Source organism: Parafannyhessea umbonata (assembly GCF_900105025.1).
GTDB classification, from domain to species: Bacteria; Actinomycetota; Coriobacteriia; order Coriobacteriales; family Atopobiaceae; genus Parafannyhessea; species Parafannyhessea umbonata.
Map to the genome: position 1 here is coordinate 289,930 of NZ_LT629759.1, position 14,832 is coordinate 304,761.

15 protein-coding genes are annotated in these 14,832 nt (G+C 68.0%); 9 read left to right on the forward strand and 6 right to left on the reverse strand.

The features are described 5' to 3' along the window. The first annotated feature begins 1 nt into the window (after position 1). The 7 genes from BLT96_RS01410 to BLT96_RS01440 all read left to right on the forward strand — a co-directional run bounded on the left by BLT96_RS01410 (position 2) and on the right by BLT96_RS01440 (position 7,801). Positions 2–2,056 carry a dipeptide/oligopeptide/nickel ABC transporter permease/ATP-binding protein gene (locus tag BLT96_RS01410; RefSeq protein WP_090861300.1) on the forward strand — a complete coding sequence of 685 codons (2,055 nt, stop codon included), beginning with the start codon at positions 2–4 and terminating at the stop codon, positions 2,054–2,056. Next, complete coding sequence (locus tag BLT96_RS01415; RefSeq protein ID WP_090861301.1) at positions 2,057–2,878, forward strand: ABC transporter ATP-binding protein; 822 nt, start codon at positions 2,057–2,059, stop codon at positions 2,876–2,878. It begins immediately after the preceding gene. A gap of 136 nt (positions 2,879–3,014) precedes the next feature. Continuing rightward, a complete protein-coding gene (locus BLT96_RS01420; RefSeq protein ID WP_090861302.1) occupies positions 3,015–3,989 on the forward strand; it encodes an acetylxylan esterase in 975 nt (324 codons plus the stop codon). 1 nt (position 3,990) lies between these two features. After that, a complete protein-coding gene (locus BLT96_RS01425; RefSeq protein WP_090861303.1) occupies positions 3,991–5,058 on the forward strand; it encodes an acetylxylan esterase in 1,068 nt (355 codons plus the stop codon). Positions 5,059–5,133: 75 nt separating this feature from the next. Next, complete coding sequence (locus BLT96_RS01430) at positions 5,134–6,060, forward strand: dihydrodipicolinate synthase family protein (RefSeq protein ID WP_090861304.1); 927 nt, start codon at positions 5,134–5,136, stop codon at positions 6,058–6,060. A gap of 37 nt (positions 6,061–6,097) precedes the next feature. Beyond that, positions 6,098–7,063 carry an ROK family protein gene (locus BLT96_RS01435; protein WP_090861305.1) on the forward strand — a complete coding sequence of 322 codons (966 nt, stop codon included), beginning with the start codon at positions 6,098–6,100 and terminating at the stop codon, positions 7,061–7,063. 48 nt (positions 7,064–7,111) lie between these two features. Next, complete coding sequence (locus BLT96_RS01440; protein WP_090861306.1) at positions 7,112–7,801, forward strand: N-acetylmannosamine-6-phosphate 2-epimerase; 690 nt, start codon at positions 7,112–7,114, stop codon at positions 7,799–7,801. Here the strand turns inward: BLT96_RS01440 and BLT96_RS01445 are convergent. Then, positions 7,749–9,413 (reverse strand): FAD-binding protein, encoded by a 1,665-nt coding sequence (locus tag BLT96_RS01445; RefSeq protein ID WP_157692092.1) that lies wholly within the window; start codon positions 9,411–9,413, stop codon positions 7,749–7,751. The genes BLT96_RS01440 and BLT96_RS01445 overlap by 53 nt on opposite strands. 12 nt (positions 9,414–9,425) lie before the next feature. Continuing rightward, a complete protein-coding gene (gene nagB, locus BLT96_RS01450; RefSeq protein ID WP_090861308.1) occupies positions 9,426–10,157 on the reverse strand; it encodes a glucosamine-6-phosphate deaminase in 732 nt (243 codons plus the stop codon). Positions 10,158–10,503: 346 nt separating this feature from the next. On the opposite strand from nagB, the gene BLT96_RS01455 reads away from it, so the two are divergent. After that, positions 10,504–11,229 carry a GntR family transcriptional regulator gene (locus tag BLT96_RS01455; RefSeq protein ID WP_245719291.1) on the forward strand — a complete coding sequence of 242 codons (726 nt, stop codon included), beginning with the start codon at positions 10,504–10,506 and terminating at the stop codon, positions 11,227–11,229. A gap of 113 nt (positions 11,230–11,342) precedes the next feature. Here the strand turns inward: BLT96_RS01455 and BLT96_RS01460 are convergent, their stop codons facing one another. The 3 genes from BLT96_RS01460 to BLT96_RS01470 form a co-directional block, all read right to left on the reverse strand. Further along, entirely contained in the window at positions 11,343–11,909 is a 567-nt protein-coding gene (locus BLT96_RS01460) for a PTS sugar transporter subunit IIA (protein ID WP_090861310.1), read from the reverse strand. 270 nt (positions 11,910–12,179) lie between these two features. Further along, positions 12,180–12,674, reverse strand: a complete 495-nt coding sequence (locus BLT96_RS01465; RefSeq protein ID WP_090861311.1) for an N-acetyltransferase — start codon at positions 12,672–12,674, stop codon at positions 12,180–12,182. A 195-nt stretch (positions 12,675–12,869) separates the two neighbouring features. Beyond that, on the reverse strand, positions 12,870–13,445 hold the full coding sequence (locus BLT96_RS01470) for a hypothetical protein (protein ID WP_090861312.1): 576 nt from the start codon (positions 13,443–13,445) through the stop codon (positions 12,870–12,872). Positions 13,446–13,757: 312 nt separating this feature from the next. On the opposite strand from BLT96_RS01470, the gene BLT96_RS01475 reads away from it, so the two are divergent. Next, positions 13,758–14,516, forward strand: coding sequence for an alpha/beta hydrolase (locus tag BLT96_RS01475; protein WP_090861313.1), 759 nt, complete (start codon positions 13,758–13,760; stop codon positions 14,514–14,516). A gap of 90 nt (positions 14,517–14,606) precedes the next feature. Here BLT96_RS01475 and BLT96_RS01480 read toward each other — a convergent pair whose 3' ends face one another. Beyond that, entirely contained in the window at positions 14,607–14,822 is a 216-nt protein-coding gene (locus BLT96_RS01480) for a DUF3006 domain-containing protein (protein WP_157692093.1), read from the reverse strand. Positions 14,823–14,832 lie beyond the last annotated feature (10 nt).

The window sequence follows — 14,832 nt, forward strand, 5'->3', positions numbered from 1 at the left end:
CATGCTGACAAGAAGAAAGGAAGGAGCCGAGGAGCTCGAGGCGCTGTCCGCCAAGAAGCCCAGCCTCAAGGGTCTTGGCAGCATGCGCACCAGCTCGAAGATTGCGCTCGGCATCCTCGCCGTCGTCGTGATCCTCTCGGTCCTGGCGTCCGTCATCGCGCCGTTCGACCCCTATGCCATCGACATAGCGCGCAAGGCCCCGACGGCGGCGCACGTCTTCGGAACCGACGACAAGGGCCGCGACATCCTGTCCCGTATGCTGTACGGCGGTCGCATCTCGCTCGTCATCGGCTTCGGCGCCACGCTGTTCGCGCTCGTAACCGGCTCCATCATCGGTGCCATCGCGGCCGTGTCCCGCAAGTGGGTGTCCGAGGTCATCATGCGCATCCTCGACATCATCATGTCCGTCCCCGGCATCGCCCTCGCGGCGGTCCTCGTCACCATCCTCGGCAAGTCCGTGCCGGCGATCATCTTCTCGATCGGCTTCATGTACATGCCGCAGATCGCGCGCCTCGTTCGTGCGAACATCATGAGTGAGTACGGCGAGGACTACGTTCGCGCGGTCATCGTCTCGGGCGCCCGCGCCCCGTGGATCCTTGTGAAGCACGTCCTTCGCAACTGTGCCGCGCCGATCCTCGTGTTCACCGTCACGCTCGTCGCCGACGCCATCATCTTCGAGGCGTCGCTCACCTTCCTGTCCGCGGGCATCGCGGAGCCGACGCCAACATGGGGCAACATCCTGGCCGACGCCCGCGCGGGCGTGCTGTCCGGACGCTGGTGGCAGGCGCTCTTCCCGGGCATCGCGATCATGGTCACGTGCCTTGCGCTGAACATCCTCTCCGAGGGCATCACGGACGCCATGGCGGCGGCCCCTGCCGCGCCGGTTGACGCCGAGAACAGCGAGAGCCGTCGTGCGGACGACATCCTCGCCTCCGACCCCGTCCGCGCCTACAAGGAGCAGGCGGCCTCCCTCGAGCGCAGGCTCGGCGCCCTTCGGAAGGTGGAGCTCGCGCGCACGGACCGTCACGTCCCGGACCTGTCCGTCAAACCCATACTCTCTGTCAGGGACCTCTGCATCAGCTTCCCCTCGCATGGTGACGTGAACGTCGTGGACCACGTCTCGTTCGACGTCCGTCCCGGCCAGTGCATGGCGCTCGTGGGCGAGTCCGGATGCGGCAAGTCCATCACCACGAAGTCGATCATGAACCTCCTGCCCAAGACGGCTAGGATCTCCGGCGAGATCGACTACAAGGGCACGGACCTTCTCAAGATCAGCGACGAGGAGCACCGCAAGCTCCTTGGCACCGAGATGGCCATGGTCTATCAGGACGCCCTCTCGTCGCTTAACCCGTCCATGCTCATCTCCGCTCAGATGAAGCAGCTCACGAGCCGCGGCGGCACCCGCAGCGCGGAGGAGCTCCTCGAGCTCGTCGGCCTCGACCCCAAGCGCACGCTCGAGAGCTACCCGCACGAGCTTTCCGGCGGCCAGCGCCAGCGCGTGCTCATCGCCATGGCGCTCACCCGCGACCCGTCCCTCGTCATCTGCGACGAGCCGACGACCGCCCTCGACGTGACCGTCCAGAAGCAGGTCATCAAGCTCCTGAACGACCTCCAGGCAAAGCTCGGCTTCGCCATGATCTTCGTGTCCCACGACCTCGCGCTCGTGGCGGAGGTCGCATCCGAGATCACCGTCATGTACGCCGGTCAGATCATCGAGCAGGCCCCCACAAAGGAGCTGCTCACGAACCCGATTCACGAGTACACGCGCGGTCTTCTGGGCTCGGTCCTCTCCATCGAGGAGGGCGCGAAGGATGGCTCCCGCCTGCACCAGGTGCCCGGCTCCGTGCCGTCGCCCGAGGACTTCCCGAAGGGCGACCGCTTCGCGCCGCGCTCCAGCCACCCCACGCTCGGCCTCGACGTGCACCCCGTCATCAAGGCCCTGCCGGGAGGCTCACACCACAAGTACTCCGAGCTGCCCGACGAGTACCTCGAGAAGAACGGCCTTCTTCCGTACCTCCAGAGGGCCGGCATTGCGACGGCAAAGGAGGTGAGGTAGGTGAGCGACGCCACGAAAGAGGAGCCCATCATCTTCCTCGACGACATCTCTGTGACGTTCAGGACCCGCACGGGCTCCATCCTGCACCCGAACCTCGTTCACGCCGTCCAGGGCGTAACCATCAAGCTCATGCCGGGCGAGACCGTGGGCATCGTGGGCGAGTCCGGCTGCGGCAAGTCCACCACGGCAAACGTCATGTGCGGCCTGCAGTCGCCCACGTCCGGTCACGTGTACTTCAAGGGGACGGACGTCACGAAGCGCACGGCGGACCTGCGCAAGAAGATCGGTCGCGTCGTCTCGGTCGTGTTCCAGGACCCCGCGACCGCGCTCAACCCCCGCATGGTCGTCCACGACCAACTGCGCGATCCGCTCCTTGTGCACAAGGTCGGCACCGCGCAGGAGCAGGAGAGGCGCATCAACGAGCTCATCGAACTCGTCGGCCTTCCCAAGAGCGCCCTGCGCGCCCTGCCGGGGCAGCTGTCCGGCGGACAGCGCCAGCGCGTCGCCATCGCGCGTGCCATGTCGCTGCAGCCTGACGCGATCATCGCGGACGAGCCCACCTCCGCGCTCGACGTGTCCGTCCGCGCGCAGATCCTGAACCTGCTGACGGACCTCAAGCGCGACCTCGGGCTGTCCATGATCTTCATCAGCCACGACATCCAGACCGTGCGCTACATATCCGACCGCATCATCGTGATGAACCACGGCCAGATCATGGAGCAGGGTCCGGCGAAGCAGGTGTTCGAGCACCCGCAGGACGCCTACACGAAGACGCTTCTGGGCGCCGCGCCGTCGCTTCTGCACCCGAAGCTCGGCCAGTAGGGTAGTGGTGCTCGGCGCGCTGGCCCGGACGCTCGGGTTCCGGCGCGCCGGCACGCCCCTGGAGGGCGGCATGGCAACGTGACGTCCCCCAGGAGCGTGCATGAGGCAAGGCCAACGTGAAGAAGGGGGTGGGACCATGGTGAGCGAAACGGAGCTGGCAAGGCTCGAGGCGTATCGCGGCGCGAGCGCGATCCCGGACGACTTCGATGAGTTCTGGGACGAACGCATGGCGGAGGCCGATGCGGCGCCGCTTGACTTTGAGGTCGTACCCGCGGACGCGCCCAGCACGCCCACGTGCCGCCTCAGCGACATCTGGTTTCGGGGCGTGCGGGGCGAGAAGGTCTACGCCCGCTACCTAAGGCCGCTCGGCCCTGCGGGCGACAGCCGGCCCGTGCCGCTGGTGCTGAGGTTCCACGGCTATCCCGGCCGCACGCGCAGCTGGTTCGAGAACTGCTCCTTCGCGGGCATGGGGTTCGCGGACATCACGATGGACAACCCCGGCCAGGGCGGCCGCAGCCAGGACGTGGGCGCGTACGCCGGCACGACGGTCGCGGGCCACGTGGTCCTGGGGCTGGACGGCGACCCCAGGGACCTGTACTACGTGCGGCTGCACCAGAACGTGCGCGTGCTGTGCCGCATCGTGCGCGAGCTGCCGGGGATCGACCTTTCTCGCGTGTGCGTGTACGGGGACTCGCAGGGCGGCGGCGTGGGCCTTGCGACCTGCGCGCTGAACCCAGACCTCGTGAGCAGGGCCGCCATCCTGTATCCGTTTCTGAGCGACTTCCGCTCCGTGTGGGAGGACGGCGCGGACGAGGTTGCGTACGAGGGCATACGCTACTACTCGCGCTGGTTCGACGCGGACGGTTCGCGCGCGGACGAGTGGCTGGGGAGGCTCGGCTACATCGACACGCTGAGCTTCGCGCACCGGGTGCGCTGCGACGTGCTGTTTGGCACGGGCCTTGCGGACACTGTGTGCCCGCCGGAGACGCAGTTTGCGGTGTACAACGCGTTGACGTGCGAGAAGAGCCACATCCTGTACCCGGACTTTGGCCACGAGGAGATACCCGCCTTCGACGACGAGGTGCTCCGCTTCTTCTGGCAGGGGGCGTGACATGGGCGGTCTGACGCGGCAGATGCGCGTGTTCGAGGCATACGACGGCACGTCGACGGTGCCAGTGGACCTTGCGGGTTTCTGGCGCTGCCGCCTTGGTACGGCCGCGCCGCTTGCACCTGACGCCGTGCGCCGCGAGCCCGCCGGCTTCGACACGCCCGTCGCCACGTACGAGCGGCTGACGTTTGCGGCGGCGGACGGCGCGGAGCTGCACGCGCGCTACGTGTGCCCCCGCGGCGCGGGCGGCGCGGACCGCGGCGGCGCTGTCGCGCCGCGCGTGCCCACGGTGGTGATGACGCACGACGTGACGTGCGGTCCGCGCGGCTGGCACCACCTGACCCGCTTTGCGGCCATAGGGCACGCCGTGGTCGAGCTGGAGCGCAGGCCGTGGTCGGGAAACGTGTGCGCCGGGTGGGAGCAGGGCCCCGCAGCCCTGCAGATGACGCGCCTGATAGAGGACATGGCGCGCACGGCCCAGGCCGCGGCGTCGCTTCCGCGCACGGACGTGGCGCACCTGTCCGCGTGGGGCGAGGGCCTTGCCGGCGCGCTCGCCATCGACGCGGCAGCCGCCCTGGACGCGTGCGATGGCACGGTTCGCCTGCGCCGCGTGGCCGCGCTCAACCCCATGCCGGCGGACGTGCGCGCCACGTGGGAGGCCGGCGGCTCCAGGCTCGTGTACGCAGCCGTCAGGAACCACTTCCGCGTGGAGGACCCCACCGCGGCGCGGGAGGCCGCGTTCTTCTCGGCGCTTGACTACGTGGACGCGGCTAACATGGCGACGCTGCTTCGCGCCCCGCTGCTTTTGGGCACGTCCATGATGGACGACGCGGCGCTTCCGCAGAGCCAGTACGCGGTCTTCAACCGCGTGACGGGCGAGAAGCGCCACCTGACGTACCCCAAGTGGGGCCACGAGCGCGTGAACGACTTCGAGGATGCGCTCATGGCGTACCTGGTGGCGCCGTGGGACGCGTGCTCCGGCGGGGACCGTGGCGGCGGAGAGCCCGGCGGGGGCGGTGGAGAAGCCCGTGGCGGCGAGGCTTGCGGCGGCGTTGCGGGAGGAATAGGTTAGATGTCCGCCGGGCCGAGCGGCCCACGGATTGGATTGCTTGCAGTGTGGCCGCGTGGCCACGGATGAGGAGGAGACATGGCAGACTTCAAGATCAGGGGCGTCGTCCCGCCCGTCACCGTTCCGGACACGGACGACCACCAGCTGGACGTGCCCTCGTTCGAGCGCGTGATCAACAGGATGATCGACGCGGGCGTGGACGGCCTGTTCTTCCTGGGGTCCACGGGCGAGGTCGTGTTCTCCACGGACGAGCGCCGCGACCAGATCGTGCGCGAGGCCGTGCGGATCGTGGACCATCGCGTGCCCGTGCTCGTGGGCATCATCGACACGGAGACGGAGCGCATGCTTGAGCACGGCCGCCGCGCGCTTGCGCTGGGCGCGGACGCGCTCGTGGCGACGTGCCCGTTCTACGCGCTGCAGGGCATGACGGAGGTGGAGGAGCACTTCCGCATCCTGCACGAGGAGCTGGACGCACCGATCTTTGCGTACGACATCCCCGTGTGCGTGCACACGAAGCTGCCGTGGAAGCTTCTGGCCAGGCTGGGCGCGGAGGGCGTGCTCGCCGGCGTGAAGGACTCCTCCGGCGACGACGTGTCGTTCCGCTACCTGGTGCAGGAGAACGAGAAGAACGGCCACCCGCTGACGCTCCTGACCGGCCACGAGATCGTGGTGGACGGCGCGTACCTGGGCGGCGCGGACGGATCGGTCCCGGGGCTCGCGAACGTGATCCCCGTGCCGTACGTGGAGCAGTGGAAGGCGGCCGAGGCCGGCGACTGGGCCCGCGTGAAGGAGCTGCAGGACCAGATAAACGAGGTGTCGCACATATTTGACGTCACGTCCGGCGTGCAGGGCTACGCCGGCGGCGTCGGCGCGTTCAAGTGCGCCCTGAACCTCATGGGCGTGTTCGCTTCCAGCCAGATGCCGAGGCCCGTGAAGCCGCTCGAGGGCGCGAACCGCGAGGCCATCCGCAAGGTGCTGGTGGATACGGGCGTGCTCGAGGCGTAGGCGCGGGCGCGAGGCTTGCGAAGAGTTGGGAGAAGCGATGGATGAGCTCAAGAGGGTAGTGGCCGTGGACGTGGGCGGCACGAAGGTCGCGGCGGCGCTCGTGACGCTGTCGGACGCGGGCGAGCCTGCGATCGAGCACTATGGCAAGGCGCCCACGGAGGCGAAGCTCGGCGGCAGGCACGTGCTGGAGGTCATCGTGGGCCAGGTGGAGCGCGTGCTGCGCGAGGCGGACCGCGAGGCGTGCGGCATCGGCGTCTCCACCGGCGGCGTGGTGGACCCCCTGACGGGTGACATCACGTACGCGAACGACATGATGCCCGGCTGGGGCGGCACGCACCTGGGCGCGGAGCTCGAGGCGCGCTTTGGCCTGAAGGCACGCGTCATGAACGACGTGCACGCCCATGCGCTGGGCGAGGCCCGCTGGGGTGCTGGCAGGGGAGCGGAGTCCGTGTTCGTGTGCGCGGTGGGCACGGGCATCGGCGGCGCGTTCGTGGAGCGCGGCCACCTGCTGCTGGGCGCACACGGCGCCGCGACAAACATCGGCCACGTGACGTGCGTGGACGCGCGCGGAATCCCGTGCCAGTGCGGAGCCGTGGGCCACGTCGAGACCATCGCGGCCGGCCCCGGCATCCTGGAGCGCTACCTGGAGCTGGGCGGTGCCAAGACGGACGAGAAGGGCGCCCCCGTGGACGGCGCGTATATCAGCCGTGCGGCGGAGGACGGCGACGAGGCCGCCGTCGCGGCCGAGACGCGCTCCGGGCGCGCGCTGGGCGAGGTGCTTGGCAACATGGTGAACCTGTTCGACCCGGAGTGCGTGGTGCTCTCCGGCTCCGTGGCCAAGTGCGGGCCGGTGTGGCACCGGGCGCTTCAGTCCGGCTGGGACGGCGCCGTCATGCCGCCGCAGGCGCACACGCCCATACGCGACGGCCAGCTGGGCGACAACGCGCCGCTCGTGGGCGCGGCCGAGAACCTGGTGCGCTCCGCGTACGTCGGCCTCGAGTAGCACGATTTCAGCCGCGGCCGCACGGCCGCCTAGGGGAAAGGTGAAGCAATGGAAGTAGCTCCTCTCGTCCAGTCCCTCAAGGGCAAGCTCGTCGTGAGCGTGCAGGCGTATCCCGGCGAGCCGCTGCGCCACCCGGAGACCATGGCCCAGATGGCCCAGGCGTGCGAGGAGGGCGGCGCCGCGGCCATCCGCTGCCAGGGCCTGGCGGACATCGCCGCGATCAAGGGCCGCGTGGAGGTGCCCGTGATCGGCCTGTGGAAGGAGGGGCACGAGGGCGTGTACATCACGCCGACGCTGCGTCATGCCGTCGCGTGCGTGAACGCCGGCGCGGACGTGGTCGCCATCGACGCGACGGCGCGGCCGAGGCCGGACGGGCGCACGTTTGCCCAGACCGTGCGCGACCTGCGCGCGCAGTGCGAGACGCTCGTGATGGCGGACTGCATGACGATCGAGGACATCAGGAACGCCGTCGCGTGCGGCTGCGACCTGGTGTCGACCACGCTCAGCCACAACAAGCCCGCGATTCAGACCACGATGGACGAGGGCCCGGACCTGGACCTGCTGCGTCAGGCTACCAGCGAGTTCCCGGGGCTGCCCATCATCTGCGAGGGGCACGTGCACACGCCGGCGGACGCCGCGGCGGCCATGGGCGCCGGCGCGTGGGCCGTCGTGGTGGGCACGGGCATCACGCACCCAACGAGCCTGACGAAGTGGTTCTGCGCGGCGGTCGAGGGGTAGCTTCCGGCACGCGCGCAATGCTGGCATGCGGGCCGCCGTCCCGCATGTCCACGAAGATGGGCGCCCCGTACTCCCCGCGCTCGCGGGGGTGGTCGGCGCGATAGTGGGCGCCCCGGCTCTCGCGCCGCTCGAGCATCGCACGGGCGGCAGCGAGGGCCGACGTGGCGAGAAGCGCAAGCTGCCTTTCTCGCGCGGTGGCACGGATGCCCAGCAGCGTGTCGATGGCATGCGCAAGGCCGGGCTCGTCCCGCCGTACCAGGCAGTGCTCGCCCATGGTCCGGCGCAGCAGGGCCACGTCGGGCGCTGCGTCGTGGGACAAGCCGGCGACATCGGCCGCGCGCCAGGCGTGGTCGCGCGCCCAGCGGGGGAGCGCGGGCGCCGCCAAAGGCGCGGGCGCGGTGGACCCGGCGGCCTCGCTTCCGGCAATCTTCCCAAAGACAAGCGCGTTTGCGCTGGAAAGGCCGCCTATGCGGTCCGCGCCGTGCATGCCTCCCGTTAGCTCGCCGCACGCGAAGAGGCCCTGCGGTGCCCCCAGGCACCGCGCGTGCGCGTCAATCGCGACGCCGCCGTTCGAGGCGTGCGCAAAGTGGCAGATCCTGAGGCCGCGGGTCCAGCCGGGGCCAAGCGCCTGCTCCGCCCACCGCGCATACGTGCCCACGAAGTCCGGCAGCGGGCTGGGCAAATCTAGCTCCACGGAAGCGCCCGCCGCGCCCGCGGCCGCGATGGCCAGGTCGACGGCAAGGTCCGGAAGGCGTGCCGTCATGGGACCGTGGGCCGACCTCATGCGCAGCAGGTCCTCGTCCAGCGCAAGTCGTGTGCCGTCAGCCGCGCGCAGCCGTGCATAGCGAAACGTGCGCTCGTTGAAGACGACGCCTCGCACCGGGGCGAGAAGACCGCACATGATCTGCTGGAACTCCACGTTCACGAGGCGCCCGCCGTGCTCGAGCACTATGGCGTGCGCGCACCCGCCAGCGTCTGGCCCGGCGAGCGTGCGGTCGAACAGGCCGCCGAGGCCGCCCGTCGCCAGGACCATGCTGCCGCACGGCGCATATGCCAGGTCGCCCGTCGCGCGGTCCAGAAAGACGCCGCCGCATACCCGGTCCGATGCCTCGAGCACGTCCAAAAGCTCGAGCCCGGCCGTGTGGGCGACGCCCTCCTCGCGCAGCAGCCGCCCGACGGCATGCACGTAGCCATCGCGCCGGATGCCGTGCCAGTCGCGCGTGGCGTGGTCAAAGCAGGGCACGTAGTCGAGCTCCTCCTCGCTTCCGGCCGTGGGGCGCGCAAGCTCGCAGCCCTGGGCGGCAAGTTCCCGTACCGCGCCGGGGATGCCGTGCACGAGCGTGCGCACAAGGGCCTCGTCCGCCATGCCTGCCCCCACGTGGCAGATCGTGCGAACGAGGTCCTCTGCGTCGTCCTCGTCGTGCGGTCCCACAAGCCCCAGCCCCCACGTGCCGGGAAAGAAGCTCGAGCCGGAAAACAGGGGGCCCGCGGACGCGATGCGCACGCGCGCGCCCTGGCGCGCCGCCGCAAGCGCCGCCTGCGTGCCGGCAAGCCCGGCACCCACCACCAGCACGTCGCAGCGCTCGAGCGTCCGCATGTCCCTAGGTCCCACGCGTGCCGCCGGCTACAGCGGGCACTTGCTGAGCGCGGCCTCGTCCGCGATCACGGTGCAGTTGGTGTGCAGCTGCAGGATCGAGGCGGGGCACTGCGGGTCCACCGGCCCAAAGCACATGGCGCGCACGGCGTCCGCCTTGTCCTCGCCGTTTGCGACCACAAGGATGCTGCGCGCATACATGATGGTCTGGACGCCCATGGTGTACGCCTGGCGCGGCACCTCGTCCGGGCTGTCAAACAGGCGGCTGTTCGCGTCGATGGTGCTCTGCGTCAGGTTCACCATGTGGGTGCCCTTGCTGAACACGCTGTCAGGCTCGTTGAACCCAATGTGGCCGTTGCGCCCGATGCCCAGAAGCTGCAGGTCGGGGTAGCCCGCGTCCGCCACGATCCTGTCGTACTCCGCGCACGCGGCGTCGGAATCGGGGTTCGCCCCGTCCGGCACGTGGGTGTTGGCCAGGTCGATGTTGATGTGGTCGAAGAAGTTCTTGCGCATGAAGTAGTGGTAGCTCTGGACGTGGTCGTGCGAAAGCCCGCGGTACTCGTCCAGGTTGTACGTGCTCACGTGCGAGAAGTCGCAGTCGCCCTTCGCGCACCACTCCGCGAGCTGGCGGTACGTGCCGATGGGCGTGCTGCCGGTGGCAAGCCCCAGCACGGAGTCCGGCTTCAGTATCACCTGCGCAGAGATGATGTTCGCGGCCTTGCGGCTCATGTCCTTGTAGTCCGTCGTCCGAACGATCCTCAACTTTGGCCTCCAAGCTCTTCTCGGCACCTTGCCCCCATGGTGACGCCGTGCCCTGTACCCTTGTACCAAACGTTAATACCAGTTGCGCATGACGCGGGCGAGAGGAACGTGCGCGCGTCGCAGTGTCACGCTGTGCAACGCGCTGTTCCCCTTTGTCCAAACCATGCGAACAGGTGCTTAACATTGTAGTCGCTAACAGCCATTTTTGTGACGGATGGACCGCTTGGGTCGGCAAGTGGGCCACTTGTCGCCAACGTGCGGCCCCTGTGGCGAACCGCGGCCGCCCCCGTGTAGAATTGGTATGTGGTAGTTACCAGTCCTGCGCGACGTCTAGGAGATGAGCCCGGTGGATTTGACTCGAAAGCAGCCCCTGTATGACCAGCTGTTCGACATCCTGAGGGACAAGATTCAGAACGACATGGCGCCGGGCGACCTCTTGCCCTCGGAGCGCCAGCTCTCGCAGCAGTACGGGCTCTCGCGCACGACGGTCCGCCTGGCGCTCGACAGCCTAGAGAAGATGGGGCTCGTTACGCGTCGCCACGGCAAGGGCACCTACGTTTCCGACGCGCGCCACTCCGAGACCGACCTCGCGCTGTGCTACAGCTTCACCGAGGAGATGCGTCGCCTTGGAAAGACGCCCAAGACGCAGGTCCTGAGCTTCTCGCAGGAAGAGGCGAACAAGTCCGTGAGCTCCGCGCTCGGCCTGCACCTGGGCGCGACCGTGTGGCACCTGCACCGCCTGCGCCTTGCCGACGACGAGCCCATGCTCGTGGGCCACACCTATCTGCCGCTGGAGATGTTTGGGAGCCTTACGCACGAGAAGGTCAGCAACCATTCGCTGTACGACCTCCTCGAAAGCGAGTTTGGCCAGACCATCAAGACGGCGGAGGAAGAGGTCCGCGTGATGACGGCGCGCGCGGCCGACGCGGAGCTGCTGCTGATTCCGGAGGGGTCGCCCGTGCTGGAGATCTCGCGCCTGACGTACAACGCCGCTGGGCGCATCATCGAGTTCACGCGGAGCTCGGCGCGCGTGGACAAGTTCAAGTACCACGTGATCCACAGCAGGGAGTAGCCGCGGGGATAGCCGCGAAGGCTCCCGTGGCAGAAAAACGCCGCGGCTGGTCGCAGGCAGCCGACTGCGGCGGATCCGCTTTGTGCGGATTCGCCGCGTGCGCGTGGGGGTCGCTACTTCGTGGTGACCACCAGGAGCGGGTCTCCCACCTTCACCAGGGGGTGTCCCGCGATCATGGTGTTGCTGTCGCTCACGTTGTCGACGCTGCCGTAGTCGGAGTAGTTGGTTATCACGATGGTCACCACGTCGTCGTGGCCGGCCGCGCGGATGGCGTCAATGTCGAAGGTCAGAAGCGGCGTGCCGGCCTTGACCTTCTGGTTCGACTCGACAAGGCGCGTGAAGCCCTCGCCGTTCATCTCGACGGTGTCGATGCCTACGTGTATGAGGATGTCCACCCCGCCCGCCATGGTCATGCCGATGGCGTGATTCGTGACCGTCGTGGCGCCGATGCGCCCGCTCACGGGTGCGTACACGACGCCGACCTGGGGAACGATCCCTACGCCCTCGCCAAAGAATCCGCCGGATATCGCCTCGTCGTGAACCTCGTCGAGGGTGACGACGGTTCCCGTCACCGGTGCGTATATCGTGCCGGGCGCGGTGACGAAGCTGGCGGGCGCGGGGGCCTCGGAGTTGCCGTCGGGCCTGAACATGGCATTCTTGATCTTCTCGACCAGTCCCATGGGGGTGCCTCCTCTGTGTGGGCGGATGGTGCGTCCAAACAATGTTCCTAACACGATTCTAGTGCCGCTTCCATGGCGTCTGACGTCGCGATATGCAAGGAAGTGGTTCGAAATTGTGAACCTAGGACTGTGCGTTCTGCGAATGTGCGCACGAGCGCCGCTATAAGCCGCGTGACTGCAATGACTTGCATACGCCGTGGGCCATGAGGGAGAGCGAGGCTGATGTCGCGGCGGAGCAATGAGGGCTGGACGACGTAAGGCGCCAGGCCCCTATGCCACGAGCTCGTAGGCTAGGCGCGGGGAGTGGTCACGCACGTAGATGATGCCGCGGTATTGGAATCCCGCGCGAAGGATGGCGGCCTGCATCACCTTGTTGTCCGCGTGCGTGTCCACCCTCAGGTGTCTCCGGCGGCCAAGGGAGAAGTCCACGGCTTTCTGGAACACGCCGCGTACGCTTCCGTCGCTCGCGACCTGATGCAGCGTGCCGTACGGAGAGTCCGATTCCCAGCTGCCGCCCTCGATGCGCGCATATGTCGGGTCTGGTCCCAGGATGAGCGCGAACGCAGCGTGTATGGCGCCTTCCTGCGCCAGGACGTACAGCTCGCCACGGCAGATTCTCCCGTCTATCAGCTCTCTTGGCGGAAAGTCGTCGCCCCACTGGGTGGGGTTGCCCGTCTCCTTCATGAACCTGCGCGCGGAGGCGTACACCTCCATCACGGGGTCCAGGTCGGCCTGCACCGCCTGTCTGATCACGACGTCCTGCATGCTGCCTCCGGCGCTCGCGCGAACGTTCTTGAGCCGCAAATGCTCCTGAGCCATTGTGGCATAAAGCCCACGGGCGGCACAGCCAAAAGACGAGAAGGGCCCGCACTCCTGGCCCGGGCCCTCCCATGCGTCCCATGTCACCTTGCTCGCGTCGCCGTGCCGCGGGCGCGCGTCTTGCCGCGCGTTCCCCATCCCTTACGCGAGCATCCCGCGATTGGCGGGCGCCGCAGCGTTCGCCGATCGCGCTCCGCGACCGTACATGCCGTCCATGTCGTCGCAATGCGCCTCGACCCAAGGCTCACTCTGCATCACGGCCGCTCGTACCAGCAGGGAAAGACGGATGGCAAGCGGTCCAACCAGCGGTGCCAGGGCAAACGTGGTGAGTGCGCCTGCCGTGGGCACTGCGCCCGCCGTCGCAAGGTGGGCCAGCGCGTCCCCTGCGCTCAACGCGAGGAACGCGAACAGGGTTGCGGGTGTCACCATGATGGCAGTGCACGTGCGAGACGCCTCGCGGCCCATGTGCCACGTGAGGATGACGGCGCAAGCCCAGACGGCTGCTGCGGGGGAGAGGCAGGCCATCGCGGCGGCGCGTCCCGCAAGGCTTCCGCCAAACAGGGCGTCCGCCGCGCCAATCGGTGACAGGACCGCTGCCGCGAGCGCGGCCTCGGCAAGCCCAGTCGCAGCCGCAAGTGACGCGCGGCCGGTCTTGGTCGCAACCATCTTGCGCAGGCACTTCTCGACATCGCACTCGTTTATGTGGCTTTCCGCCATGGCAGCATCCTTTCACCCGGGCCCGCATGACCGTCTCACACGGCTCGCGGTTGCCCCTTCTCTTTCTTGTGGCTGCCTCCCATGGTTTCATAGTGCCGTCGCGTGCATGTCAGCGCAGTTTAAGGAAACGGTACGCTGTCGTTGGCGACGCATTATCTGCGCCGGGCAATCGGGGATGCATGCGTTGGTTCCTGTGCGTTGGTTCCAAAGTTGGGGTCGTTCGTCCGTTTCGCCCACGTGACCATCCAGGAGCGCTTGATGCGCTCTCCGTATAATGCAACCCAACGCTGGACGCACGTTGGGAGGCGGACCATGGGCTACACGGAGTGCGAGCACTGGTGTCGGCGCGAGGACAAGAACATCTATGGCAAGCTGTTCCTTCCAGACGGCTGGCAGGAGCGTCCCCATGCGACGGCCATCTTCAGCCACGGCCTCAGCACCAACCACGGTGACATGGAGCCCTATGCGCGCACCGCGGCGGAACGCGGCATGGTCACGTACGTGTTCGACTTCTGCGGCGGCGGCAACTACAGCCAAAGCGACTGGCAGGACAACATGTCGCTCTTCACGGAGCAGCACGACCTCGAGTCCGTGGCGTGGGAGCTCGCGCGCGAGCCCTTCGTGGACGAGCACAACCTCTTCCTGTGCGGGGCGAGCCTCGGCGCGACGGTGGCCCTCATGGCGGCTCGCGCAAACGCGCAGATCATCAAGGGTTGCGCCCTGCTGTACCCCGCGTTCAACCTGCACGACGCCGTGCATGCCGCCTGCCCCAACCGCGACGGCATACCGGATTCCTTCCCGATCATGGGGATGAACGTAAGCGGCGACTTCCTCCGCTCCTGCTATGACTACGATTTCTACGAGCACATCCCGGCATTTCCGCGCGACGTGCTGCTGTTCCATGGCGATGCGGACACGGCCGTGCCGCTACGTTACTCGCAGCGAGCGGCCGAGCTCTTCCCAAGCTGCGAGCTTCGCGTGATACCCGGCGGTCGCCACGGCTTCGAGGGCGACCAGTACTGGCAGGTGGTTGGCCAGGCGGCGGACTGGCTCCGCGCACACATTGGATAGCCGGCGGGGTATGGCCCCGGTTGGCAGGAGGCGCGCCGGGCGAGAAGGGCGGCCTCCGGCGAGAAGGGCGGCGTTACCGCTCGAAGGCCGCTACCACTTGAAAAGCTTGCTCATGAGGTCGGCGTTCTGTGCAAGACGGCGGCTCTTCTCGTCCTCGTTCGGGACCCACGACCCTGGCTCGCCGTCGAGCACGTCTCCCTCGCGGATGTTCTGGGGCAGCTCCGCCAGCGGAACGTCCACGTAGCGGTCTCCGTCCACCTCGAGCACGGCGACGTCGCCCTCGAGCCTGTCCACTATTGCGCGCATTTCAAGGGCT

Coding starts and splice junctions, on each gene's coding strand:
- BLT96_RS01425 (WP_090861303.1), top strand. CDS start 3,991: ATGGGCGGTCTGACGCGGCAGATGCGCGTGTTCGAGGCATACGACGGC.
- BLT96_RS01465 (WP_090861311.1), bottom strand. CDS start 12,674: ATGCAGGACGTCGTGATCAGACAGGCGGTGCAGGCCGACCTGGACCCC.
- BLT96_RS01420 (WP_090861302.1), top strand. CDS start 3,015: ATGGTGAGCGAAACGGAGCTGGCAAGGCTCGAGGCGTATCGCGGCGCG.
- BLT96_RS01435 (WP_090861305.1), top strand. CDS start 6,098: ATGGATGAGCTCAAGAGGGTAGTGGCCGTGGACGTGGGCGGCACGAAG.
- BLT96_RS01410 (WP_090861300.1), top strand. CDS start 2: ATGCTGACAAGAAGAAAGGAAGGAGCCGAGGAGCTCGAGGCGCTGTCC.
- BLT96_RS01475 (WP_090861313.1), top strand. CDS start 13,758: ATGGGCTACACGGAGTGCGAGCACTGGTGTCGGCGCGAGGACAAGAAC.
- BLT96_RS01480 (WP_157692093.1), bottom strand. CDS start 14,822: ATGCGCGCAATAGTGGACAGGCTCGAGGGCGACGTCGCCGTGCTCGAG.
- BLT96_RS01430 (WP_090861304.1), top strand. CDS start 5,134: ATGGCAGACTTCAAGATCAGGGGCGTCGTCCCGCCCGTCACCGTTCCG.
- BLT96_RS01440 (WP_090861306.1), top strand. CDS start 7,112: ATGGAAGTAGCTCCTCTCGTCCAGTCCCTCAAGGGCAAGCTCGTCGTG.
- BLT96_RS01460 (WP_090861310.1), bottom strand. CDS start 11,909: ATGGGACTGGTCGAGAAGATCAAGAATGCCATGTTCAGGCCCGACGGC.
- BLT96_RS01470 (WP_090861312.1), bottom strand. CDS start 13,445: ATGGCGGAAAGCCACATAAACGAGTGCGATGTCGAGAAGTGCCTGCGC.